Origin of the sequence: Rathayibacter sp. AY1B6, from assembly GCF_002932755.1 — a bacterium.
Lineage (GTDB): Bacteria > Actinomycetota > Actinomycetes > Actinomycetales > Microbacteriaceae > Rathayibacter.
On the sequence record NZ_PSWL01000001.1, the window covers coordinates 44,771 to 68,414 of the forward strand.

Sequence of the window (23,644 nt, forward strand, 5' to 3'; positions counted from 1 at the left end):
GTGTCGTGGTGGACGGACAGCGGCCTCGACGCCGACGGTGCTCTCGACGACTTCGACGGCTACGACGAGTCGGACGCGCGGGTGCGCCCGAATCCGAAAGGCACGAAACCCCGGACCAAGAACCGGCCCGCCTACGAGGACGCCGAGATCGCGATGGTGCTCGGCGTCGATCGGGGGCGCTACACCGTGATGATCGGCGACGGGACGCCCGAGGAGCACGAGTTCACGGCCGCCCGGGCCCGCGAGTTGCGGCGCCAGGCGATCGTGGCCGGCGACCGCGTCGACGTGGTCGGGGACTCCAGCGGCGACGAGGGGACGCTCGCCCGCATCGTCCGCGTCCGCGAGCGGTCGACCCTCCTCCGCCGCAGCGCCGACGACACCGACGCGATCGAGCGCGTGATCGTCGCCAACGCCGACCAGATGCTCTGCGTCGTGGCCGCCGCCGACCCCGAGCCCCGGACCCGGCTGGTCGACCGCTACCTGGTCGCCGCCTTCGACGCCGGGATCACGCCGATGCTCTGCATCACCAAGACCGACCTCGCGGACCCGGCCCCGTTCCTCCGCAACTTCGAGGGGCTCGACCTCCGCGTGTTCCTCTCGAGCCAGGACGAGCCGCCGGTCGACGAGATCGCCGACGCCCTCCTCGGCCACGAGACCGTGGTCGTCGGGCACTCCGGAGTCGGCAAGTCCACCCTCGTGAACAAGCTCGTCCCGGACGCGCACCGGGCGATCGGGCGCGTCAACACCGTGACGGGACGCGGACGGCACACCTCCTCCTCCACCGTCTCGCTGCGCGTCGAGCGAGGCGACCGGCACGGTTGGGTGATCGACACCCCCGGCGTCCGCTCCTTCGGACTCGGCCACGTGAACACCGACAACATCCTCGGTGCCTTCACGACCCTCGCGGTGATCGCTCAGGACTGCCCGCGCGGCTGCACGCACCTGCCCGACTCCCCCGACTGCGCGATCATCGAGGCCGTCTCCGGCGGCCTGCTGGGCGCCAGCGGACCGGAGCGCCTCGACTCGCTCCAGCGCCTCCTGACCACCTTCGCCACGACCGACGGAAGCAGACGATGACCGATCTCTCCCCCCTCCCCGCCGAGGCGCGCCTCGCCGCCGGCGACTCCGCTCCGGAGTTCACGCTGCCGAACCAGGACGGCGACCCCGTCTCGCTCGCGGAGTACCGCGGACGGCGCGTCATCCTGTTCTTCTACCCCGAGGCCGACACCCCCGGCTGCACCACGGAGGCCTGCGACTTCCGCGACAACGCGGCGTCCCTCCGCGACTCCGGCTACGAGGTCCTCGGGATCTCGCGGGACGCGCCGGAGGCTCTGCGCCGCTGGGCCGACGCCCAGGGCATCGCCTACCCGCTGCTGAGCGACCCCGACATGACCGTGCACCGCGCCTACGCGGTGTGGGGCGAGAAGAGCCTCTACGGCAAGACCGTCGTCGGCGTGCTGCGCTCGACGTTCGTCGTCGGAGCCGAGGGCGCGCTGGAGTTCGCGCAGTACGGCGTCCGGGCGACCGGGCACGTGCAGGCGCTCCGCAAGAAGCTGAAGCTCGTCTGACCCCGGGCGCGCGGTGCGGGTCATCGCGCGCCACCGGCTCTCCGGACACCGATCGTCTGCGAGCAGCTCTCATGTCGACATGAGCGGCACCACCGGTGCCCCGTCGCGACGAGAGGTGGTCAGGATGCGCTCGAATGCTCGCAGGACGACGGCCGGAGCGGCGATCGCGGTCGTGGCCGCCGCGCTGGCGGGCTGCACGCCGCCGGTTCCGGCGCTCACCGCCGCCAGGGTGCTGCAGTCGGTGTCCGTCGCCGTCTCGTCCGACGGGGGCGTCCGCGCGATCGAGGGGACGGCCCTCGGCGTCGGTGACGATCCCTCCCAGCGGATCCCCGGCACTCCTCGCCGTGCCGCCCCCGATCCGAGCTTCCGTCGGCTTCGAGGGGAGGCGTAGTGGAGACCGCTCGGGCGGATCAGCGGTGGCGCATCGATCAGAACCCCTCGTTGAACCGCGGTGCGTAGTCGGCGCCCAGCGCCTCCAGCTCGTCGGCGGTCAGCTCCACGTCCAGCGACGCGACCGCGTCGTCGAGGTGGTGGAGCTTCGTGGCTCCGACGATCGGAGCGGTGACCGCCTCCTGCTGCCGGACCCAGGCGAGCGCCACCTGCGCACGGGGCACGCCGCGCTGCTCGGCGATGCGTGCGACGGTCGCGACGGTCCGCCGGTCGGCCTCCTCCTGCTGGCGGTAGAGGGTGCCGCCGAAGACGTCGGTCTCGGTGCGCGCAGTGGTCTCGTCCCAGTCGCGGGTGAGCCGGCCCCGGGCGAGCGGCGACCACGGGATCACGCCGACTCCCTGGTCGACGCAGAAGGGGTGCAGCTCGCGCTCGTCCTCGCGCTGGATCAGGTTGTACTGGTCCTGCATCGAGACGAACCGCGTCCAGCCGCCCAGATCCGCGGTGTACTGCGCCTTCGCGAACTGCCACGCCCACATGCTCGAGGCGCCGATGTAGCGCGCCCTGCCCGAGCGGACGACGTCGTGGAGCGTCTCCATCGTCTCCTCGATCGGCGTCTCGGGGTCCCAGCGGTGGATCTGGTAGAGGTCGACGTAGTCCGTGCCGAGTCGCCGGAGGCTGTCGTCGATCGCGCTGAGGATGTGCCGCCGCGAGAGGCCGCCGCCGTTGGGGCCGGGGCGCATCCGCCCGTGGACCTTCGTGGCGATCACGACCTCCTCGCGGACCGCGAAGTCCGCGAGCGCCCGGCCGACGAACTCCTCGCTCGTGCCGTCGGAGTAGACGTCCGCCGTGTCGAACGCGGTGATGCCGAGCTCCAGCGCCCGCCGGAGGAAGGTCCGCGACTCCTCCTCGCCCATGCTCCAGCCGTGGGCACCGCGGTCGGGAGCGCCGAAGCTCATGCAGCCGAGGACGATCGAGGAGATCTGCAGGCCGCTGGAGCCGAGTCGGGTGGAGTCCATGCGCGTCGCTTCCGTGTCGAGGAGGGGGGTCGCCCCAGCGTCGCACCCGCGAGCGGCGGCGCGCCAGCCGTGCGGCTACACGCCCGTATCGCGACGCGTGGCGGCGACCACGCTCGGGAGGAACAGCGCGACGACGGCCACCCCGGCCGGCGCCAGCAGCGCCCAGCCGATGTCCGGCACGGCGTACTGGCCCTGGAAGGCGCCGAGCGCCACGGCCGTCATCACCAGCTGGATCGTCAGCGCCGACGCGCGCATCCAGCCGCGCCGTCGCACGGCTCCGAGCGTCGTCGCAGCGGCCCAGCAGACGGCGATCAGCGCGAGGACGACGATGGCGATCCCGCCGCCGACGGTGTCGGCGCGGGTCGTCAGCAGCTCGAGCACCAGCCACGCTGCGACGGCCGCGACGCCGAGCGTCTCCAGGGCCAGGACCGCGATCAGCACGACCAGGCCGAGCGGCCGGGAGGCGGCCGGGCGGGGTCCGCGGGACCCGTTCGCGTCAGCGGTCACAGGCACATCCCATCCAGGACTCTTGATTCGGGCTCATCCCCGTGACAGGCTAGTCCAGTTCGTTTCACCGCTCACAGGGTCGTGGGTTTCCGCCGATGTGAACATCCGATCCCGCCGCGCCGTCAGGCACGGGGGCGAGCCGGATGACCAGCACTGGAGCCGAGTGGCCGACGCAGTGCTCGCGCATCGCGTCGAGTGCACCGGCAAGAACCGAGCGTCCTCCCGTCCACCACCCCGATCCACCCCGCGCTCCAGCACGGGGCCTCGTGGCGTGCGCCGGTGAGGGCGCGGAGGTCGAGTACTGGTCGGGATCGTCGGCGTGGATCGATCATCCCACCCGAACACTGCGTGGTTCCTCCACGCACGCCTTCACACAAGGAGCACCCGCATGGACTGGCGCGACAAGGCCGCTTGCCTCACCGCAGACCCCGAGCTTTTCTTCCCGGTCGGCAACACCGGCCCGGCCGTGGACCAGATCGAGAAGGCGAAGTCGGTGTGCGCACGTTGCACCGTCACCGAGGTCTGCCTCCAGTACGCCCTCGAGACCGGCCAGGACTCGGGCGTGTGGGGCGGCCTCAGCGAGGACGAGCGCCGTGCCCTGAAGCGCCGCGCCGCCCGCGCACGCCGCGCCTCCTAGGCGCACCAGCCGCTCGGCGGCACGAACGATCCCGACCCCCGTCGCCTCTCGGCAGCGGGGGTCGCGTCGTCTCCGGGCTCAGGAGCGGGCGCGCTCCAGCCACCGCAGCGGCACCTCGATGGTGACCTCTGTGCCGCGCCCGACCAGCGTGTGCCAGTCGATCGTGCCGCCGAGCTCGCCCTGGATGAGCGTGCGCACGATCTGCGTGCCCAGGCCCGATCCCACCTTTCCCTCCGGCAGCCCGACGCCCGTGTCGCGCACCTTCACCGTGAGCTCGTCGTCGCTGCGCGAGGCGACGATCTCCACGTCGCCCTCGCGTCCGGCCAGGCCGTGCTCGACGGCGTTGGTGACCAGCTCGGTCAGGGCGAGGGCGAGCGGAGTCGCGTACTCGCTGGGGAGGTTGCCGAAGCTCCCCGTCAGCTTCGGGTGCACCGTGGTGTTGTGGGTCGAGGCGACCTCGGCGATCAGCAGCAGCACCCGGTCGAAGACCGCGTCGAAGTCGACGTTCTGGTTCAGCCCCTCCGAGAGGGTGTCGTGCACGACCGCGATGGCGGCGACGCGGCGCATCGCCTGCGTGAGCGCCTCCCGGGCGAGGTCGGAGTGGGTGCGCCTGGCCTGGATCCGCAGCAGCGAGGCCACGGTCTGCAGGTTGTTCTTGACGCGGTGGTGGATCTCGCGGATCGTCGCGTCCTTGGTGATGAGCTCCCGCTCCTGGTGGCGCAGCTCCGTCACGTCGCGGCACAGGACGACGGCGCCGACCCGCTCGCCGCGGTCGCGGATCGGGATCGCGCGCAGCGACACCGTCACTCCGCGGGCCTCGATGTCGGTGCGCCACGGCGCCCGGCCGGTCACGACCAGCGGGAGCGACTCGTCGATGACGACCTTGCCGGCGATCAGCTTCGTGGTGACCTCGGCGAGCGACTCCCCCTCGAGCTCGTCGGCGAACCCGATGCGGTTGAACGCCGAGAGGGCGTTGGGGCTCGCGAACGTGGTGACGCCGTCGACGTCCAGGCGGATCAGGCCGTCGGACGCGCGCGGCGCTCCCCGGCGAGGCCCGGTCGGCGCGCCCAGATCGGGGAAGTCGCCCGAGGCGATCATCGAGAAGAGGTCGTTCGCGCAGTCGTTGAACGTCAGCTCCTGCCGGCTCGGCGTGCGCGTCTCGCTGAGGTTGGTGTGGCGCGTGACGACCGCGATGGGGCGGTCCGTCGTCCCGCCGTCGGAGGCCCCCAGGCGGCGCAGGACGGGCACCGCGCGCACGCGGGTGGGCGTCTCCTCGAACCAGTCCGGGGCGGAGGTGTCGACGATCCGAGCGGCCTCGAACGCCTCGACGACCTGGGCGCGCCACTCCGACTTGATCCTCTGCCCGACGAAGTCGCGGTAGAAGAGCGTCGCCGCGCTGCTGGGGCGCGCGTGGGCGACGGCGACGAAGCTGTCGTCGGCCGTGGGCACCCAGAGCACGATGTCGGCGAAGGCCAGGTCGGCGAGCAGCTGCAGGTCGCCGACCAGCAAGTGCAGCCATTCGACGTCCGCTTCGTCGGATCGGCCGTGGGAGAGGACGAGGTCACTAAGGGTCGACACCCGCCAAGCCTAGGGCGCGCTCGGGCGGCGCACGCCGCACTCGCTGTCCACAGCTCGGGGCGGCCGACGATTATCCACAGACTGCGCATCTGCGCTCCATGAGCATCTCTCGACTGCTTCGATGAGGTCGTCCTCGCGTGCCGACCCGGCGCGCCCCGCCCGTCGAGCAGAGAGGTGACCCGGACCCGTGAACAGCTCGTCCTGCCCCAGGAGATCGCCGCATGAGCCTTCCCCTCCACGCCTTCGACTACCGCACCCTCCCCCTCGACCCCGAGGCGGCCGTGGAGCCGCTCACTCTCGCGGAGTTCTTCGCCCCTCAGCCCGCGACCCGCGCGGAGCTGCCCGATCCGGAGCCCCTGCTCGCCCGCCTCACGCACCTCGTGATCGAGATCCTCGAGGGCTCGCGAGAGATCGACCAGATCGCGCGGTGGCTGAGCGACGAGGTGTACCACCACCTGCAGAAGCGGGTCGTGCTCGCGGCCCGCGCCCGCAGCCTGCGGAAGCGGACGGCGCAGCGCGTCCCGTTCACGGTCGGACGGGTGATCGTCACGGAGCCGCGGGACGGCGTCGTCGAGGGAGTGGTCCTGGTGCATCACCGCGCACGGAGCCGAGCCGTCGCGATCCGGCTCGAGGGCACGGATGCGCGCTGGCGGGCCACCGCGATCACCGTGCTGTGAGGAGCGGGTCAGCGCTCCCGGGCGGCGGGGCGTCGGTGACGAGAGAGTCGGCGCGACCGAGCTCCGCTACCTCCTCGGAGACGGCTTCACCGCCGCCGACTACGACCGCGTCGGCGGGCTCCCTCCCCAGCCCGGCTCGGAAGCGGTCTGCGCAGCGGTGGAGTCGACGCTCGAGGCCTGCTGCGTCCCCGGGCTCGTCCTCGAGACGGACCGGCCGACGACGATCGGTCTCGGCGACACCTTCGCCGGCGGCTTCGTCCCGGCCCTCGCGCGCGGCGAGTCCTGACGGCGGGCGCTAAGGGGATCCGAAGCCTCCGCAGGAACGCCGACGGCCCCGGACCCCGCTGCTGCGGGACCGGGGCCGTCGGCGTCGTCCGGGAGGACTCAGCGGCGCTTGGACTGCGCGCGGCGCTCCTCGCGGTTGGCGGGAGGGGCGTCCGAGCCGCCCGGCTTCTGGCCGAAGGCGCCGGTCGTCGGAGTCTCCTCCGCCTCGCCCTCGGGGAGCGCCTTGCGGGCCTCCTCGGCGCGGGCCTTCGCGGTGGCCGCCTGCTGCACCTGTCCGCGCTGGTTGCGGACCTCGACGCCGCCGGTGTCGCTCGGCGCCGAGTAGCTGAGCTTCTCGGCCGGAGCCACCGGCTGAGCGAGCCCCTTGGCCGCGACTCCGGCGACCTCGCCCTGCTTCTGGGTCACCTCGACCTCGAGGTTGAAGAGGAAGCCGACGGTCTCCTCGCGGATCTGCCCCATCATCTGCTGGAACAGGGCGAAGCCCTCGCGCTGGTACTCGACCAGCGGGTCGCGCTGGGCCATCGCGCGCAGGCCGATGCCGTCCTTGAGGTAGTCCATCTCGTAGAGGTGGTCGCGCCAGCGGCGGTCGATCACCGAGAGCACGACGCGGCGCTCGAGCTCGCGCATGGCGGGAGAGCCCAGCTGCTCCTCGCGGCGCTGGTAGGCGAGCTGCGCGTCCGAGAGGATCTCGCGGCGCATGAACTCCTTGTTGATGCGGCCGCGGCTGCCCGCCTCCTGCACCACCTCGTCGATGGTGAGGCTGATCGGGTACAGCGTCTTCAGCTCGGTCCAGAGGGCGTCGAAGTCCCAGTCGTCGCCGTTGCCGTCGCCGGTGTGCACCTCGAGAATCTCGTCGATCACGTCGACGAGGAACTTCTGGGTGCGCTCGTGCAGGTCGTCGCCCTCGAGGATGTGGCGGCGGTCCGAGTAGATCGCCTCGCGCTGGCGGTTGAGGACGTCGTCGTACTTGAGGACGTTCTTGCGGATCTCGGCGTTGCGGGCCTCGACCTGCGACTGGGCGCTGCGGATGGCGCGCGAGACGACCTTCGACTCGATGGCGATGTCGTCCGGGACGTTGCCCCGGCCCATGAGCGCCTCGGCGGCGCCGGAGTTGAACAGGCGCATCAGGTCGTCGGTGAGCGAGAGGTAGAAGCGGCTCTCCCCCGGGTCGCCCTGGCGGCCCGAGCGTCCGCGGAGCTGGTTGTCGATGCGGCGCGACTCGTGGCGCTCGGTGCCGAGCACGTAGAGGCCTCCGGCGGCCTGGACCTTCTCGGCCTCCTCACCCACCTTCTCCTTGACGGCCGCGAAGACCTCGTCCCATGCGGCCTCGTACTCCTCCGGGGTCTCGGAGGGGTTGAGGCCCTTCGCCGTCATCTCGGAGACCGCGAGGAACTCGGCGTTGCCGCCGAGCATGATGTCGGTGCCTCGACCGGCCATGTTGGTCGCGACGGTGACGGCGCCGAGGCGGCCGGCCTGAGCGACGATGGCCGCCTCCCGCGCGTGGTTCTTGGCGTTCAGGACCTCGTGGCGCACGCCCTTCTTGGCGAGCAGGCGCGAGAGGTACTCGCTCTTCTCGACGCTGGTCGTGCCGACGAGGACCGGCTGCCCGGCCGCGTGGCGCTCCGCGATGTCCTCGACGACCTGGGCGAACTTGACCTGCTCGTTCTTGTAGACGAGGTCGGCGTTGTCGATCCGCTGCATCTTGCGGTTCGTCGGGATCGGGACGACGCCGAGCTTGTAGGTCGACATGAACTCGGCGGCCTCGGTCTCGGCCGTTCCGGTCATGCCGGAGAGCTTCGCGTAGAGGCGGAAGTAGTTCTGGAGCGTGACGGTCGCCAGGGTCTGGTTCTCGGCCTTGACCTGCACGCCCTCCTTCGCCTCGATGGCCTGGTGGATGCCCTCGTTGTAGCGGCGTCCCGCCAGGATGCGGCCGGTGTGCTCGTCGACGATCAGGACCTCGCCGTTCAGCACGACGTAGTCCTTGTCCTTCTTGAACAGTGCGCGCGCCTTGATGGCGTTGTTGAGGAACGAGATCAGCGGCGTGTTCGCCGACTCGTAGAGGTTGTCGATGCCGAGGTAGTCCTCGACCTTCTCGATGCCGGGCTCGAGGACGCCGACGGTGCGCTTCTTCTCGTCGACCTCGAAGTCCTCGCCCTCGTCGAGGCGCTTCGCGAGGTTGGCGAACTCCGCGAACCAGCGGTTCGCCTCGCCCGAGGCCGGTCCGGAGATGATCAGCGGCGTGCGGGCCTCGTCGATGAGGATCGAGTCGACCTCGTCGACGATGGCGTAGAAGTGGCCGCGCTGGACCATGTCCTGCGCCTGCCACGCCATGTTGTCGCGGAGGTAGTCGAAGCCGAACTCGTTGTTCGTGCCGTAGGTGATGTCGGCCGCGTACTGCTCGCGGCGCTGCTCCGGGGTCTGGCCGGAGAGGATCACCCCGGTCGTCATGCCGAGGGCGCGGAACACGCGCCCCATCAGCTCGGACTGGTACGACGCGAGGAAGTCGTTCACCGTGACGATGTGCACGCCGCGACTGGCGATCGCGTTGAGATAGGCCGGGAGGGTGGCGACGAGCGTCTTGCCCTCTCCGGTCTTCATCTCGGCGATGTTGCCCAGGTGCAGGGCGGCGCCGCCCATGAGCTGCACGTCGAAGTGGCGGAGGCCGAGCGTCCGGCGCGAGGCCTCACGGACGGCGGCGAACGCCTCCGGCAGCAGGTCGTCGAGGGACTCGCCGTTCGAGTAGCGCTCGCGCAGCTCGACGGTCTCGTTCTTCAGCTCCTCGTCGCTGAGGTGCGTGAAGTCCTCTTCGAGGGCGTTGACGGCCTTCGCGTAGTTCTCGAGGCGGCGGATGACCCGCCCCTCCCCGACGCGAAGGACCTTTTCGAGGACAGAGGCCACGGGGTACTCCAAAAAAGTAGAAGACAGGAGTCGCGCGCCGGAGCGCGGACCGCGACCAGCCTAGCCGGGGCGGGCGGTGAGCGGTCGGGGCGACGCGTCCGCCCTGGGCGGACTCCCTGCCTGGGCACGGGGAGGGCCCCGGAGCGGATGCTCCGGGGCCCGGGGTCGGATCTCAGCCGGCGGCCTGCTCGGCGAGCTCGTCGGCCTCGTCGCCGAGGCCGATGACGCCGTAGTCCCAGCCCTTGCGGCGGTAGACCACGCTCGGGCGGTTCGTGTCGGAGTCGATGAAGAGGTAGAAGTCGTGTCCGACCAGCTCCATGTAGTCGACGGCGTCGTCGACGGTCATCGAGACGGAGGCGAAGACCTTCTTGCGGATGACGACGGGGCAGTACGGCTCCTCCGCCTCGTCCTCCACCGGCTCCGGCGCCTCCTGCACGGGGATCACGCCCGTGCTCAACTGCTCGAGCACCGCGGCGTCGGCCGGCTGGATGGCGACGACGCTGAAGTCGTCGGCGGCCGCGTCGCGGAGCGAGGTCGGCCGATGCTGGCCCCGATGGACCTTCTTCCGATCCTTGGCCCGTCTCACCCGTTCGAGCAGCCGGCCGATGGCGACGTCGAACGCCGCGTACTTGTCGGCTCCGCTCGCCTCGGCCCGGACCACGGGCCCCTTGCCGATCAGCGTCAGCTCCACGCGGTCGCCGCCGGCCGAGCCCTTGCCCTCGGCGTGCCTGCTCGCCTTGATCTCGAGCGCGAGAGCACGATCGGCGAGGTGCGCCACCTTGTCCGACTTCTCCGTCGCGTACGCGCGGAAGCGATCGGTGATGTCGATGTTGCGTCCTGTGATGTCGATGTCCATGACAACCTCCCAGTCGAGTACGGCGTGCCGCCTTTCTCCGGGGCGGACCGTTCACGCCGTGCCCCCACCGTAGACCCCGGCCACCGGATCGTCACCGGGAGTTCGTCCGGATTCTGCTGGTACGTTCCCTCCTCGTTCCGCAGTGCCGGCGAGCGCTGCCGCCGCCCTGACGGTCCCGCCCGCCGCGCGCACGGCGCGCCGCAGCTCGAGCAGGGTCGCGCCCGAGGTGACCACGTCGTCGACGAGGACCACCGGCGGCCACGACGAGAGCGGCCGGCGGGCGCGGAACGCCCCGTCGAGATTGCCGCGCCGCTCGACGCGGCCGAGCCCGACCTGATCGCGGACCATCCGCGACCGCCGGAGAGGACGCGCCGCCCGCCCTCCCGCGGCGGCGACCAGCTGCGCGACGGGATCGGCGCCCCGCCGCACGCGGCCGAGCCAGGAGCCGGGCGGGACGACCAGGATCGCGGGGCTGCCGGCGAGCGCCGCGCCGAGGGCCGGGCGCAGCAGCGCGCCGAGCGGGGCGAGGCAGGCAGTGCGGCCCTCCTCCTTCAGCGCGACGACGAGGCGGCGCACCGTGCCCTCGTACGGGGCCCCGGTGACGACGAGGAGCGGATCGTCCGGCGGCCCGACGACGCGGGTCAGCAGTGACGCCGAGGCGGCCGCGTCGGCCGAGCAGTCCGGGCAGGGCGCCCGGCTCGTCGGCTCTCCGCAGGCGGGGCACTCCAGCGGGAGGAGGACGGCGAGGGCGTCGAGCAGGTGATCGGAGAGCATTCCTCCACGCTCGCCGACCGAGCCGCGGCGCGGGGTGCGGATCCGTCGGACCGGGACGATCCGCCCGCTGGACGAACCTGGGGAGGAGCATCCGGAGCGCACCGCCGCCGTGGGTAGTCGCCGCCGGGGACAGGACCCGTCAGGACCCCATGCCGGTCTGCGCCGCGAGCAGCCGGATGTCCGTCGCGATCGTCTGCCAGGCCGAGCCCCGCTGCTGCCGGAGCTCCCCGCCCTCGGCGAGGATGCGGACCTGGGTCGAGGTGTTGCCCGCGGCGATCTGGACCGTGCCCGTCGTCGTGCCGAGCGCCGTGGCGCCTCCGCCGAGGAGGTTCATCGTGACCGCGTCCTCCCCCGTCGAGCCTCGGACGACCGAGACCACGTCGAGCTCGTCCGTCCAGGCCGCGGCGACCGCGGTCCCCAGGGTCGAGCGGAGGACGACCGGCTCGCCGACCGCCACCGGGTCGCCGTCGCGCGAGCGGGTGATGCCGGCCACCAGCACTGTCGCCTGCTGCCCGTCCTGGGCGAGCGCCAGCATCCGGGTGCCGTCGCGGGACACCGCGATCGAGGCGAGCGACTCGACCTCGCTCCAGGCCGTCGCGACCTGCATCGAGCGTGAGCCGTCCGCGGAGTACGCCACCAGCTGCCCGGGCGAGGCCGAGGGCACGGACCAGACGTACCCGAGCGGATCGATGGTCGGCGCGACGAGGCCCGAGCGCGCGTCGAGCAGGACGTCGCCGCCGTCCGGATCCACGAGGCTCACGCCCGCGGTGGTGAGCACGGCGGCGGCCGCGTCGGAGTCGGCCCCGCGCTGCTCGCCGAGCACCGCGGCCCGCGGCTGCAGCGCCTCGATCCGATCCGAGATCCCGAGGCCGGCCAGGCCGGAGGAGCCGAGGAAGCCGAAGGCGTCGTCGGTCAGCACGAGCGGCCGGGTGTCGACGCGGGGCGAGGTCGGCAGCCCGGTGACCTCGGAGGGGACGTCGATCGGGTTCTGCTCGACCGAGAGCGCGACGCCGGTGACGTTGGAGACGTTCGCGAGGCTCCGGTTCAGCTGCAGGGCCATCAGCCGCCACTGCGCCGGATCGGCCTCGAGCGCGGCCGGGTTCAGGTCGACCACGGCCCGCTGCGACTCGACCGGCACGGTCTCGGCCGCCAGCGTCGTCCCGGTCGGGAAGGCCGACACGACGGCGGCGGAGTCCCGCAGCCACGGTGTGGGGCCGCGCAGCAGCTCGGTGACGATCGTGGTGCTGGTGGAGCTGTCGGCGCGCGAGGCGAACCAGCGCAGGTCCGGCACGAGGTACTGGTATCCGGGGTCGAAGAAGTAGAGGGCGTGCGTCGAGAAGACCTGCTCGAACGTGGTGCGATCGATCACGACACCGCTCGGCGGCGCGCTGATGCGCCACTCGCCGTTCTCCTGGACGAAGCCGTAGTCGAGGGTCAGGCCGGCCGTGGTGGCGAGGTCGGTGTAGACGCCGGTCGCGTCGACTTCGGCGACGGGCGTGATCGTCAGCGAGAGCGTGGAGCCCGACTGCGGCGAGGCGGAGCGCTGGCCCTCGTCGACCGTCACGTGCTCGCCCGGCGTCCAGTCGGCGCCGGTGGAGAGGAACTCCCGGGCGATCTTGTAGTTGCTCTGCGGGCTCGACGCGGCGTCGATGAAGCCGGTGAGGATGTCGCGCTGCGACGCACCGACGGCGGGTCCTGACGGGAGGAAGTCGTACTGGAGGTCCTGCGGCGCGGTGTCGGGCCGTCCGACTCCCACGTCGCCGTCCCTCGGGATGCCGGCGCACCCGGCCAGCCCGAGCGCGAGCAGCGCGGCGGCCGCGGCGGCACGGAGGACGCCGCGCCTCACGGGAGCACCCCCGCGGCCCCGACCGGAGGAGCCTGCAGCGGCGGGAGGACGATCGGCCCGCTGTAGGCCTGCTCGCCCGCGTCGACCGGGGGCAGCGGGAGCGGCGAGGCCTCGATCCGCTCGCCGCGGTGCCGGGGCACGGTGAGGCGGAAGCAGGCGCCGCGGTCCGGCACGGACCAGACCTGCAGCCAGCCGTGGTGCAGGGCCGTGTCCTCCTGCGCGATGGAGAGGCCGAGGCCGGTGCCGCCGAGCGTGCGGCGGCGGGACGGATCGGCGCGCCAGAAGCGGTCGAAGACGCGCACGACCTCCTCGCTGCTCATGCCGTGGCCGTAGTCGCGCACGGCGAGGGCGACCGCGCTGGCGTTGCTGTCGACGGTGACCACGACCTCGCGGCCGTCGCCGTGCTCGATCGCGTTGCCCAGCAGATTGCGGACGATCCGGCGGATGCGGCGCGGATCGAGGTCGGCGTCGAAGTAGCCGCCCGGGGCGGAGAGCGTGAGCCGGGAGCCGTTCGCCTCCGCGATCCCGCGCATCGCCTCGATCTCGTCACCGGCCAGCTTCACCAGGTTGACCGGCTCGAGCTCGAGCTCGGCCGACCCCGCGTCGTGGCGGGAGATCTCGAGCAGGTCGGCGAGGAGGCTCTCGAAGCGGTCGATCTGGCTGTGCAGCAGCTCGACCGTGCGCTCGGCGACCGGGGCGAAGTCCTCGCGCTGGTCGTAGAGCACGTCCCCGGCCAGCTTCATCGTCGTCAGCGGCGTGCGGAGCTCGTGCGAGACGTCCGAGACGAAGCGCTGCTGGACCCGGCTGAGCGTCGCGAGCTCGCTGATCCGGTCCTGCAGGCTGTCCGCCATGCCGTTGAAGGACCGGGCGAGGGTCGCGATCACGTCCTGGCCCCGCTCCGGGATCCGCACGTCGAAGTCGCCGGCGGCGAGGCGCTGGCTCGTCTCTGCCGCGACCCGCACCGGGGCGACGACGATCCGCACGACGACCCAGCTGACCGCTCCGATCAGCAGGATGAGCAGGATCCCCGCCACGTTGAGCACCTGCTGCACGAACTGGAGGGTGCGCTCCGCGTCCGCGAGGGAGTAGCCGATGTACAGCTCGTAGCGCCCGGCCGAGCTCGGCAGCTCGAGGGTCGAGCCGACGAGGATGCCCGGCTGTTGCTGACCGGAGGCGTCGAGCGTCACCGACTGCCAGTACTGCCCGTCGGAGCCCGCCTGCACCCGCTCGCGCAGCGCGTCGCTGATCACGCCGTTCTGCAGCTCGCGGTTGTAGATGTCCTGGGGCGCCAGCGACGACGCCTCCTGGTCGGGCGAGCGCACGACGGCGATGAGCGCGGAGGAGGAGGCGTCCCGGACGGCGGTGCGCACCGAGCTCATCACCTCCTCCATGTCCTGGCGGGTGGAGACGGTGGCGGCGTCGAGGTAGCCCTGCGCGGCCCGGGTCGCGCGCGACGTGTCGCCCGTGACCTGCGTCAGCCGCGACTGGAACAGGTTGTCGCTGATGCTGTACGAGAGGTAGACGCCGGTCGAGCCGATGGCGATGCCGCTGAGCAGGACCGTGATCGCGACCGCGCGGAACTGCAGCGACGTGCGCCACACCCCGAGCACGCGGCGGGGCCACCGGCGCACGTCGGGAGCGGCGAGGCGGCGCACGGTCAGCTCGGGAGGACGGCGCCGGCGCGGTAGCCGACGCCGCGCACGGTCATCACGATGCGGGGGTCGTCCGGGTCCTTCTCGACCTTGGCGCGCAGGCGCTGGACGTGCACGTTCACAAGGCGGGTGTCGGCCTTGTAGTGGTAGCCCCAGACCTGCTCGAGCAGCATCTCGCGGGTGAAGACCTGCTGGGGCTTGGAGGCGAGGGCGAGGAGGAGGTCGAACTCGAGCGGGGTCAGGCCGATGCGCGTCTCGCCGCGGCGGACCTCGTGGCCGGCGACGTCGAGGCTCAGGTCGCCGACCTGCAGCACCGCGTTCGCGGCGGCGGTGGCGGGTCGCAGGCGCGTCTTGATCCGCGCGACGAGCTCCTTGGGGTCGAACGGCTTGACCATGTAGTCGTCGGCGCCGGACTCGAGGCCCTGCACCACGTCCGCCGTGTCGGACTTGGCCGTGAGCATGATGACGGGGACGCCGGACTCGCCGCGGATCGCGCGGCACACCTCGATCCCATCGATCCCGGGCAGCATCAGGTCGAGCAGGACCAGGTCCGGCCGGGCCCGCCGGAAGGCCTCGAGGGCGCCGGAGCCGTCCGCGCAGAAGGAGACGTCGTACCCGTCGGCGCGCAGGACGATGCCGATCATCTCGGCCAGGGCGGCGTCGTCGTCGACCACCAGAATGCGCGCGCTCATCGGTCTGCTCTTCCTCGTCTCGGGTCGCGCCCGCCCACGGCGCGCACGGTGACCGCCCCAGGCTAACCGACGCACCTCCCCGCGGGCGGGGAGCGGGCTCTGCGGGCGAAGGGGGTCCGCTCGGGGGAGGACCCGGCCCGCAGGCCTGTGACAGCATGGAGGGGATGACCGACGCAGCTCAGTGGCCCCCGCCCGCAGGGCGTCCGGACGACGCGGCCGTCCCGGCGCAGGACGGCGACCGGCGCACGCCGCCGCCCGCTCCCGTCGCCCCGTCCTGGTCGCCCGCGCCGCCGAGCGCAGGTCCCGTACCGCCCGGTCCCGCCGGAGGCTCCTGGACGGCCGGATCCGGCGCCGGCCCCTGGCCGCCCGGTCGCCCCGCTCCCGGCTGGACTCCCCCGCCCAGGCCCGGCCTCGTGCCGCTGCGCCCGCTCGGCTTCGGCACCCTGCTCGGCGCCCCGTTCCAGGTCCTCCGCCGCAGCCCCCGCACGACCCTGGGCGTCGCTCTGCTGGTGCAGGGCCTCGGGTCGGTGCTCGCCCTGGCGGTCTACGGCCTGATCGCGGTGCTCGCCGTCGGGCGCATCGCGCAGGCGGAGTCCGCCGACCGCGACGCCGTCGGCGCGGGGTCCCTCGCGGTCGTGGTCCTGGCCGCCCTCATCCCGCTCGCCGTCTCGCTCGCCAGCGGGGCCCTGGTGCAGGGCGTGGTCGTGCTCGAGGTCACCCGCGGCGTCCTCGGCGAGCGGGCGACCTTCCGACAGCTGCTCGCCCGGCTGCGGGGCCGCTTCTGGGCGCTGATCGGCTGGACGGTCCTGCAGGGCGTCGGCTACCTCCTCCTGGTTCTCCTCGCCGTGGCGCTGGCCGTGCCGCTGTTCGTCATCGGAGCGATGGACGGGACGTCGAGCGCGATCGTCGGCGGGATCCTGGTGCTCGTCGGCTCCGGCCTGGTCGCCCTCGCGCTGGGCGTCTGGCTGTCGACGAAGCTCGCCCTGGTGCCGAGCCTGATCGTCGTCGAGCGGCTGCCGCTGCGCCGCGCGGTGGCGCGCTCCTGGCGGCTGGTGGCGGGCGGCTTCTGGCGCACCTTCGGCGCGCTCGCGCTGATGACCGTGATCATCCAGGTCGCGGGCCAGATCGTGGCCACACCCTTCAGCCTGCTCATCCCGATCGCCGGCGCCCTGATCGCCCCGACCGATCCGGATGCGCAGCTCGTCACCTCGCTGGTGGTCACGATCGCCTCCGTCGCCGTGGGCTTCGTGATCGGCGCCGTCGGAACGGTGCTCCAGTCGGCCGTGACGGGCCTGGTCTACCTCGACCGCAGGATGCGCCGCGAGGGCTTCGACCTGGTGCTGATGCGCCACGTCGAGGAGCGCGCGGCGGGACGCCCCTCCCCCGATCCCTTCCCCGTGCCGGAGCGCCCGTGATCCTCGCCGCGGCCCCTCTCGAGCCCGACGCGGAGCAGGCGCGCCGCCTCCTCCTCGAGGAGCTCGCCGACCCGCGCTACCGGGCGGCCGAGCCGACCCTCTTCGACCGGGTGGTGCAGGCGGTGCGCGACTGGTTCGCCTCCCTCACGCTGCAGGGCGACGGCCCGCCGGTGCCGATCGCCGCGGTGATCGGCGTGCTGGTCCTCGTGGCGCTCGTGGTCGCGGCGCTCGTCATCGCCGGACGGCCCCGCGCCGGGCGCCGCAGCACCGTCACGGGAGCCGTGCTCGCCGACGACGACACCCGCTCGGCCGCGACCCTCCGCTCGCTCGCCGAGGCCGCGGCCGCCCGCGGGGACTGGGACGAGGCCCTCGTCGAGCGCTTCCGCGCTCTGGTGCGCTCCCTCGACGAGCGGACCGTCCTGCGGGTCTCGCCCGGCACCACCGCGCTCGGCCTGGCGTCGCGCGCCTCCGCCGCCTTCCCCTCCTCCGCCGCCGCGCTGCGCCGTACAGCCGACGACTTCGACCGCGTGCGCTACCTCGGGCAGCCCTGCGGCCCGGCCGAGTACGAGCGGGTCGCGGCACTGGACCGCGAGCTCGACGCGGCCTCGCCGGTCCTCGACGCCCTGGCGGCGCCCCGGTGAGCGCCGACACGGTCTCCAGCCCGACCCTCGGCGCACTGCTGCGCCGCGGACGGGTGTGGGCGCTCCTCCTGGTGATCGTCGCGGTCGGCAGTCTGCTGCTCACCGTCGCGACCGGGACCCGGGTGGCCGCTCCGGACCTCGACGTCGACAGCGCGACCCCGGACGGAGCCCGCGCGCTCGCCGAGGTGCTGCGCGATCAGGGCGTCGAGGTCGTCCGCGCCGACGACCTCGACTCCGCTCTCGCCGCTTCGTCCACCGACACGACACTGCTCGTCGACGACCCGGACGTCGCCCTCGACGAGGCCCAGTACCGCCGGCTCGCCCGCGCCTACGCGTCGCTCGTCCTGGTGACCCCGGGGGGTGCCGCGCTGGACGCCCTGCTGCCGGCCGTCCGCTTCGCCGGCTCCCCGGCCGGCGACGGCCCCTTCCGCGCCGAGTGCCCGCTCCCCGCGGCCGAGCGCGCCGGGACGCTGCCCGCCGGAGGGAGCACCTACCGGATCCTCGACGACGGCGACGCCGTCGGCTGCTTCCCCTCGGGCGACGACGGCTTCCTGCTCGTGAGCACCGGGTTCCCGCAGGGGGCCGAGGTCACCGCGATCGGCGACGCCGACCTCCTCCGCAACGGCACCATCGGCGAGGACGGCCGCGCCGCCCTCGCGCTCGGACTGCTCGGCGGCGAGGACCGGCTGGTCTGGTACCGCGCCGGAGCCGCCGACGAGGCGAGCACCACTCCCGCACCCGCCGACCTCGCCCCCGGCTGGGTCACCCCGGCCCTCCTGCTGCTGGTGGCTGTCTTCGTCGCCTCCGCCGTCTGGCGCGGCCGTCGGCTCGGCCCGCTCGCGGTCGAGCCGCTGCCGGTCGTCGTGCACGCCAGCGAGACGGCCCGTGGCCGCGCCCGGCTCTACGCTCGCGGAGCCCTGCGGCCCCGCGCCCTCGATGCGCTGCGCATCGGCACCCTCCGGCGCACGGCCGCGCTCCTGGGACTCGCTCCGGCGACCGGAGTCGACGAGATCGTCGCCGTCGCCGCCGAGCGCCTCGGCCGCGATCCGACCGCGCTGCGTCGGCTTCTCGTCGACGACCTGCCGGCCGACGACGCCGCCCTCGTCGCCGCCTCCGACGAGCTCCTCCGCTTCGAGAGCGCGCTCCGCGCCGCCCTCTCCCCGACGACCGCCCGACGACCGGAAGGCCCCTCCCGATGAGCGACACCACCCCCTCCGCCCGCGACGCAGCGCCGGTCTCCGACGACGACCTGCGCGCCGAGCTCGACCGGGTCCGCGCCGAGGTCGGCCGCGCGGTCGTCGGTCAGGACGGCGCCGTCTCCGGGCTCCTGATCGCCCTGCTCGCGGGCGGGCACGTCCTGCTCGAGGGCGTCCCCGGAGTCGCGAAGACTCTCCTCGTGCGCGCCCTGTCCGTCTCGCTCGGCCTCGACACCCGCCGGGTGCAGTTCACGCCGGACCTGATGCCCGGCGACATCACCGGCTCCCTCGTCTACGACGCCTCCACCTCCGGCTTCGCCTTCCGCGAGGGCCCGGTCTTCACGAACCTCCTGCTGGCGGACGAGATCAACCGCACGCCGCCGAAGACCCAGGCCGCGCTCCTCGAGGCGATGGAGGAGCGCCAGGTCAGCGTCGACGGACGCACCCTGCCTCTGCCGGACCCGTTCCTCGTCGCCGCCACCCAGAACCCGGTGGAGTACGAGGGGACCTACGTGCTCCCGGAGGCCCAGCTGGACCGGTTCCTGCTCAAGCTCGTGCTCGACATCCCGCCGCGCGACGTCGAGGTGGAGGTGCTCTCGCGCCACGCCGCCGGGTTCGACCCGCGCGACCTCGACGCCGCGGGCGTGCGCCCTGTGCTCGACGCCGCCCGCCTTCGCGCCGCTCAGGCCTCGGCCCGGCGCGTCGGAGCCGGCCCCGACGTCCTCGGCTACATCGTCGACCTCGCCCGCGCCACCCGTGAGAGCCCGAGCGTCAAGCTCGGCACCAGTCCCCGCGGCTCGACCGCCCTGCTCGCGGCGTCCCGCGCCTGGGCGTGGCTCAACGGATACGGCTCGATCACCCCGGACCACGTGCAGGCGATGGTCCTGCCCGTGCTGCGCCACCGCATCCAGCTGGAGCCGGAGGCGGAGCTCGAGGGCGTCCGCACCGAGGCCGTCCTGGGCGGGATCCTGCAGCAGGTCCGCGTCCCGGTCTGAGCCGTGCACCTCACCGGACGCAGCGTCCTCGTCCTCCTCGTCGGCCTGGTGCCGGTCGTCCTGTTGGGCGGTCGCCCCGAGGTCGCCTTCGCCGTGCTCGGCCTCTGGCTCCTGGCCTGGGCGGCCCTCGTCGGGATCGACGTCGCGGTCGCGGGCTCGCCGCGTGCCGTCGTGCTCGAGCGGCGTGTGCCGGACCGGGTGCGGCTCGGCGAGCGGACCGAGGCGACCCTCCTGGTCACGAGCACCGGCCGCAGGAGGATCACGGGGGTCCTCCGCGACGCCTGGGAGCCGTCGGCCGGCGCCCTCGAGACCCGGTCGTCCCTGCGCCTGCCGCCGGGCGAGCGCCGCGCGGTGACCACGGTCCTGGAGCCGCTCCGCCGCGGCGAGCGCCGGGCGCTCCACGTCACCATCCGCTCCCGCGGGCCGCTCGGGCTGGCGGGCCGCCAGGCGACGCGGGCCGCGCCGGCCGTCGTCCGGGTGCTGCCCGCCTTCCGCTCCCGCCGCCACCTGCCCTCGCGCCTGGCGCGGCTGCGCGAGCTCGAGGGTCGGACCAGCGTGATGATCCGCGGCCAGGGGACGGAGTTCGACAGCCTGCGCGAGTACGTCCGCGGCGACGACGTCCGCTCGCTCGACTGGCGGGCGACCGCCCGGCGCCGGGAGCCGGTCGTCCGCACGTGGCGCCCGGAGCGCGACCGGCGAGTGATCGTCGTGCTCGACACGGGCCGCACCTCTGCCGCCCGGATCGAGGACGAGCCGCGCCTGGACACGGCGATCGAGGCCTCGCTCCTCCTGGCGGCCCTCGCCGCCTCGGCCGGCGACCGGGTCGACGTGCTCGCGTTCGACCGCACCCGGCGAGCCCGCGTGCACGGCGCCACCGGCACGGAGGTGCTGACCCGCGTGGTGGACGCCCTCGCCCCCGTGCAGCCCCAGCTCATCGAGACCGACTGGGCGGCGGTCCCCGCGCAGGTGCGCACCCTGGCCTCGCAGCGCTCGCTGGTAGTGCTGCTCACCGCGCTCGACTCGGTCGGCTCGGCGGAGGGGCTCCTCGCGGTGCTCCCGCAGCTCACCCGCGTGCACACGGTCGTGGTCGCCTGCGCGCTCGACCCCGAGCTGCAGCGGATGGCGGAGGACCGGAGCGACAGAGCCGCGGTCTACTCCGCCGCCGCCGCGGAGCGCTCGCTCGCGGACGTCGACCGGCTCTCGGCCGCCGTCCGCCGCCTCGGCGGGGACGTCGTGCTCGGCAGCCCCTCCGCCCTCCCGCCGGCCCTCGCGGACCGCTACCTCGCGCTCAAGGCGGCCGGACGGCTCTGACCTGCGCGAGCGGCCGTCGTCGGTCCCGAGCGCACCGCGACGACCCCGCTCCGACGAACGCGCTCGTCCGGCCGCGCTCAGCCGACTCCGCTCAGCCGGCCGCGATGCTCCGCGACCCGGCCTCGAACCGGTCGAGATCGCCCGTCTCCCCCGCCCGCACCGCGCGCCCGCCGACGACGATCATGTAGAAGAGGAACGCGCCGAGGGCGAGCGCCCCGATCCCGATCTTGAGCCACCAGGGCCAGGGCGCCGGAGTGACGAACCCCTCGATCACGCCCGAGACGAGCAGCACGAAGACCAGGCCGATCGCCACCGTGAACAGGCTCCGCGCGTCCTCGGCGAGCGCCTGGCCGCGGGTGCGCGCGCCGGGAGCGATCCAGGCCCAGAAGATCCGCAGGCCCGCGGCTGCGGCGACGAACACGGCCGTCAGCTCGAGCTGGCCGTGCGGCGCGATGTAGAGGAAGAACGTGTCGCCCTCCCCCACGTGGAACATCACCGCGATCGACGTGCCGAGGTTCTGCGCGTTCTGCAGCAGGATGTACGGCACGTAGACGCCGACGATCCCGAAGGCCACGCACTGCGCCGCGATCCAGGCGTTGTTGGTCCACACCTGCCCGGCGAACGAGGCGGCGGGGTTCTCGGAGTAGTAGTCGATGAAGTCGCCCCGGGCGAAGCGCCGCAGCTCCTCGTCGTCGCCCAGCGCGGCGAGCAGGCGCGGGTCGCCGAGGATCCAGAGCGCGTAGAGCGTCGCCACCAGAGCGGTCGCGAGGGCGACGGCGAGCGTCAGCCAGCGCAGCCGGTGCAGAGCGGCGGGGAGCGAGAGGACGACGAAGCGGGAGACCGCGGCGAGCGGCTCGTCGCGCGTTCCGGTCAGGCGTCCCCTGGCCCGTGAGAGCGAGACGGCCAGCCGCGTCCCGACGGCCGTCGATCCGGCGGTGGAGGAGATCGCGGCGAGGTCCGCCGAGGCCGCCTGGTAGCGCTCGATCAGCTCGTCCGCCTCGGCTCCGGTCAGGCGGCGCCTGCGCGAGAGCTCGTCGAGGCGGGTCCACTGCGCAGCGCGTGCGGCCGAGAGAGCGTCGATGTCCATCTCCTGACAGGATAGCCAGGCACGCCGCGAGGCCGAGCATCCGGGAGGAGCACCGTGGAGGAGCAGCGGACCGAGTTCGACGACGCCGACCTGGTCACCGGCGAGGCGATCGCGCTCGAGGTGCCCGTCACTTCCTTCGTGCTCCGCGCGGTCGGCGCGATCATCGACCTGATCGCGGAGCTCCTGCTCGCGCTGGGCCTGTTCCTGCTGGTCTCCTCCCTCTCCGGGGACGGCGGCCTCGACCCCGCCGCCTCGGCCGCCGTGGCGATCGCTGCCCTCGTCATCGCCGTGGTGATCGTGCCCGTCACCGTCGAGACGGCCAGTCGCGGCCGCTCGCTCGGGAAGCTGACCGTCGGTGCTCGCGTCGTCCGCGACGACGGCGGCTCCATCGGCTTCCGGCACGCCCTCGTCCGCGGCCTCACCGGCGTCCTCGAGATCCTGATGACCTTCGGCGGGCTCGCCGCCGTCGTCGGCCTCCTCTCGCGCCGGTCGCGCCGGCTCGGCGACGTCCTCGCGGGCACGCACAGCCAGCTCGAGCGCGTCCCCCGCGCGGAGCCGCTGGTCGTCGAGATCCCGGAGCCGCTGCGGGGCTGGGCCGTCACGGCGGACACCGCGCGCCTCCCCGACGCCCTGGCGCGCCGACTGGCGCAGTTCCTCCGCCAGCGCCACGGCATGACGGAGCCCTCGCGCTCGCAGCTCGCCGCCGCACTGGCCGACGAGACCGCCGTCCACGTCTCCCCGCTGCCCGCCGCGCCCGCGGAGGACTTCCTCCTCGCCGTGGCCGCCCTCCGCCGGGCACGGGAGGAGCGCGCTCTGCTCCTGTCCGACCAGCGCCTCGAGCGGCTGGCCCCGGTGCTCTCGAGCACACCGCGCGGCTTCCCCGAACGCCCCTGAGGCGCGCGGCAGCGGCCTAGGCGGGCCCCGCGCCGTAGCGGACGGTCTCCCAGCCGCGCGGGACGAGGAGCCGCCGGTCGTGCTCGGCGCAGAGGTCGTAGCCGTGCGGATCCGGCGCAGGACTCAGCGGCCCGACCGCCACCAGCGAGTCGCGGTAGTCGTAGGTCAGCGTGACGACGGCCTGCGCGCGGCAGCCCGTCCGCGAGCAGTGCCGTCCGGTCATCGCCGCCCACAGTAGCAATAGGCTGGAGCCATGCCCCGTGCTCGTCGTTCCGCCGCTCGCCCGACGAGCGGGTCGCGCGGAGGCTCCCGGGACCGGCACGGCCGCGGCGCACGAGGGCCGATCACCGGTCCGCACCTCCCGCTGCTGCAGACCCGCTCCGACTTCTTCGAGGCGACGATCGGCTCGGCCTTCGACTACCTCCGCGGCACCTGGCCGGAGGAGCTCGCCGGCATCCGGGTCGACGTCGCGGCGACTCCCGACGTCGATCCCGACCGGTTGCAGGGCACGGGCATCGCCCGGTGGCGCGTCGACCACGCCGCGCGCCGCATCACGCTCTACCGCGTGCCGATCGAGCGCCTGGCGAAGCTGCACCGCCGCGACGAGTGGCACCAGCGCATGCTGATCGAGAGCTACGTGTTCCGCGCCGTCGCGGAGCTGCTCGGCCGCGACCCGTGGGACATCTCCCCGGACCGCTACCGGCACCCCTGAGGCGCCGGCACCTTCGC

24 protein-coding genes are annotated in these 23,644 nt (G+C 73.4%); 12 read left to right on the top strand and 12 right to left on the bottom strand.

Going from position 1 to position 23,644, the window contains the following annotated elements:
• Both rsgA and bcp read left to right on the top strand, forming a co-directional pair.
• On the top strand, positions 1–1,077 hold the full coding sequence (rsgA, locus tag C5D08_RS00215) for a ribosome small subunit-dependent GTPase A (RefSeq protein WP_104275291.1): 1,077 nt from the start codon (positions 1–3) through the stop codon (positions 1,075–1,077).
• Positions 1,074–1,568 carry a thioredoxin-dependent thiol peroxidase gene (gene bcp, locus C5D08_RS00220; RefSeq protein WP_104275292.1) on the top strand — a complete coding sequence of 165 codons (495 nt, stop codon included), beginning with the start codon at positions 1,074–1,076 and terminating at the stop codon, positions 1,566–1,568. The genes rsgA and bcp overlap by 4 nt, the downstream gene beginning before the upstream one ends.
• 69 nt (positions 1,569–1,637) lie before the next feature.
• Here bcp and C5D08_RS16820 read toward each other — a convergent pair whose 3' ends face one another.
• The 3 genes from C5D08_RS16820 to C5D08_RS00235 form a co-directional block, all read right to left on the bottom strand.
• The gene (locus tag C5D08_RS16820; protein ID WP_181110314.1) at positions 1,638–1,787 is read right to left on the bottom strand and encodes a hypothetical protein; all 150 of its coding nucleotides are present in this window, start codon (positions 1,785–1,787) and stop codon (positions 1,638–1,640) included.
• 209 nt (positions 1,788–1,996) lie between these two features.
• Positions 1,997–2,974, bottom strand: coding sequence for an aldo/keto reductase (locus tag C5D08_RS00230; RefSeq protein WP_104275294.1), 978 nt, complete (start codon positions 2,972–2,974; stop codon positions 1,997–1,999).
• Positions 2,975–3,049: 75 nt separating this feature from the next.
• Positions 3,050–3,481, bottom strand: a complete 432-nt coding sequence (locus C5D08_RS00235) for a hypothetical protein (RefSeq protein ID WP_104275295.1) — start codon at positions 3,479–3,481, stop codon at positions 3,050–3,052.
• Between the two features lie 388 nt (positions 3,482–3,869).
• On the opposite strand from C5D08_RS00235, the gene C5D08_RS00240 reads away from it, so the two are divergent.
• Positions 3,870–4,118, top strand: a complete 249-nt coding sequence (locus C5D08_RS00240) for a WhiB family transcriptional regulator (RefSeq protein ID WP_055788231.1) — start codon at positions 3,870–3,872, stop codon at positions 4,116–4,118.
• A gap of 78 nt (positions 4,119–4,196) precedes the next feature.
• On the opposite strand, the gene C5D08_RS00245 is transcribed toward C5D08_RS00240, so the two are convergent.
• Positions 4,197–5,696, bottom strand: coding sequence for a sensor histidine kinase (locus C5D08_RS00245; protein WP_104275296.1), 1,500 nt, complete (start codon positions 5,694–5,696; stop codon positions 4,197–4,199).
• Positions 5,697–5,917: 221 nt separating this feature from the next.
• Here C5D08_RS00245 and C5D08_RS00250 point away from each other — a divergent pair, with 221 nt between their 5' ends.
• Together C5D08_RS00250 and C5D08_RS17225 are read left to right on the top strand one after the other, a co-directional pair.
• Positions 5,918–6,373 (top strand): Rv3235 family protein, encoded by a 456-nt coding sequence (locus C5D08_RS00250; protein ID WP_219812826.1) that lies wholly within the window; start codon positions 5,918–5,920, stop codon positions 6,371–6,373.
• 157 nt (positions 6,374–6,530) lie between these two features.
• Positions 6,531–6,659, top strand: a complete 129-nt coding sequence (locus tag C5D08_RS17225; RefSeq protein ID WP_258067150.1) for a hypothetical protein — start codon at positions 6,531–6,533, stop codon at positions 6,657–6,659.
• 98 nt (positions 6,660–6,757) lie between these two features.
• On the opposite strand, the gene secA is transcribed toward C5D08_RS17225, so the two are convergent.
• The 6 genes from secA to mtrA form a co-directional block, all read right to left on the bottom strand.
• The gene (secA, locus tag C5D08_RS00260; RefSeq protein ID WP_104275298.1) at positions 6,758–9,556 is read right to left on the bottom strand and encodes a preprotein translocase subunit SecA; all 2,799 of its coding nucleotides are present in this window, start codon (positions 9,554–9,556) and stop codon (positions 6,758–6,760) included.
• A 172-nt stretch (positions 9,557–9,728) separates the two neighbouring features.
• Positions 9,729–10,412 carry a ribosome hibernation-promoting factor, HPF/YfiA family gene (hpf, locus tag C5D08_RS00265; RefSeq protein ID WP_104275299.1) on the bottom strand — a complete coding sequence of 228 codons (684 nt, stop codon included), beginning with the start codon at positions 10,410–10,412 and terminating at the stop codon, positions 9,729–9,731.
• 51 nt (positions 10,413–10,463) lie between these two features.
• A complete protein-coding gene (locus C5D08_RS00270) occupies positions 10,464–11,186 on the bottom strand; it encodes a ComF family protein (protein ID WP_104275300.1) in 723 nt (240 codons plus the stop codon).
• A gap of 139 nt (positions 11,187–11,325) precedes the next feature.
• The gene (locus tag C5D08_RS00275; RefSeq protein ID WP_104275301.1) at positions 11,326–13,032 is read right to left on the bottom strand and encodes an LpqB family beta-propeller domain-containing protein; all 1,707 of its coding nucleotides are present in this window, start codon (positions 13,030–13,032) and stop codon (positions 11,326–11,328) included.
• Positions 13,029–14,663: an MtrAB system histidine kinase MtrB gene (gene mtrB / locus C5D08_RS00280; protein ID WP_258067151.1), complete on the bottom strand. Its 1,635-nt coding sequence runs from the start codon at positions 14,661–14,663 to the stop codon at positions 13,029–13,031. Before mtrB ends, C5D08_RS00275 begins: the two co-directional genes overlap by 4 nt.
• Positions 14,664–14,689: 26 nt before the next feature.
• Positions 14,690–15,376, bottom strand: coding sequence for an MtrAB system response regulator MtrA (gene mtrA / locus C5D08_RS00285; RefSeq protein ID WP_104275302.1), 687 nt, complete (start codon positions 15,374–15,376; stop codon positions 14,690–14,692).
• Positions 15,377–15,540: 164 nt separating this feature from the next.
• On the opposite strand from mtrA, the gene C5D08_RS00290 reads away from it, so the two are divergent.
• The 5 genes from C5D08_RS00290 to C5D08_RS00310 are packed head-to-tail and all read left to right on the top strand — an operon-like array spanning position 15,541 to position 20,934.
• A complete protein-coding gene (locus C5D08_RS00290; RefSeq protein WP_146086120.1) occupies positions 15,541–16,791 on the top strand; it encodes a hypothetical protein in 1,251 nt (416 codons plus the stop codon).
• Positions 16,788–17,432 (top strand): DUF4129 domain-containing protein, encoded by a 645-nt coding sequence (locus C5D08_RS00295; protein WP_104275303.1) that lies wholly within the window; start codon positions 16,788–16,790, stop codon positions 17,430–17,432. The genes C5D08_RS00290 and C5D08_RS00295 overlap by 4 nt, the downstream gene beginning before the upstream one ends.
• Positions 17,429–18,631 (top strand): DUF4350 domain-containing protein, encoded by a 1,203-nt coding sequence (locus C5D08_RS00300; protein ID WP_104275304.1) that lies wholly within the window; start codon positions 17,429–17,431, stop codon positions 18,629–18,631. The genes C5D08_RS00295 and C5D08_RS00300 overlap by 4 nt, the downstream gene beginning before the upstream one ends.
• On the top strand, positions 18,628–19,623 hold the full coding sequence (locus C5D08_RS00305; RefSeq protein ID WP_104275305.1) for a MoxR family ATPase: 996 nt from the start codon (positions 18,628–18,630) through the stop codon (positions 19,621–19,623). The genes C5D08_RS00300 and C5D08_RS00305 overlap by 4 nt, the downstream gene beginning before the upstream one ends.
• Before the next feature lie 3 nt (positions 19,624–19,626).
• Positions 19,627–20,934: a DUF58 domain-containing protein gene (locus C5D08_RS00310; RefSeq protein ID WP_104275306.1), complete on the top strand. Its 1,308-nt coding sequence runs from the start codon at positions 19,627–19,629 to the stop codon at positions 20,932–20,934.
• Positions 20,935–21,025: 91 nt separating this feature from the next.
• Here the strand turns inward: C5D08_RS00310 and C5D08_RS00315 are convergent, their stop codons facing one another.
• On the bottom strand, positions 21,026–22,021 hold the full coding sequence (locus C5D08_RS00315) for a stage II sporulation protein M (protein ID WP_104275307.1): 996 nt from the start codon (positions 22,019–22,021) through the stop codon (positions 21,026–21,028).
• A 54-nt stretch (positions 22,022–22,075) separates the two neighbouring features.
• Between C5D08_RS00315 and C5D08_RS00320 the strand changes: the two genes are divergently transcribed.
• Positions 22,076–22,915 carry an RDD family protein gene (locus tag C5D08_RS00320; protein WP_104224140.1) on the top strand — a complete coding sequence of 280 codons (840 nt, stop codon included), beginning with the start codon at positions 22,076–22,078 and terminating at the stop codon, positions 22,913–22,915.
• A gap of 16 nt (positions 22,916–22,931) precedes the next feature.
• Here the strand turns inward: C5D08_RS00320 and C5D08_RS00325 are convergent, their stop codons facing one another.
• Positions 22,932–23,138 (bottom strand): DUF3499 family protein, encoded by a 207-nt coding sequence (locus tag C5D08_RS00325; RefSeq protein ID WP_104224141.1) that lies wholly within the window; start codon positions 23,136–23,138, stop codon positions 22,932–22,934.
• A gap of 30 nt (positions 23,139–23,168) precedes the next feature.
• Between C5D08_RS00325 and C5D08_RS00330 the strand changes: the two genes are divergently transcribed.
• Positions 23,169–23,627, top strand: a complete 459-nt coding sequence (locus C5D08_RS00330) for a metallopeptidase family protein (RefSeq protein ID WP_104224142.1) — start codon at positions 23,169–23,171, stop codon at positions 23,625–23,627.
• Positions 23,628–23,644 lie beyond the last annotated feature (17 nt).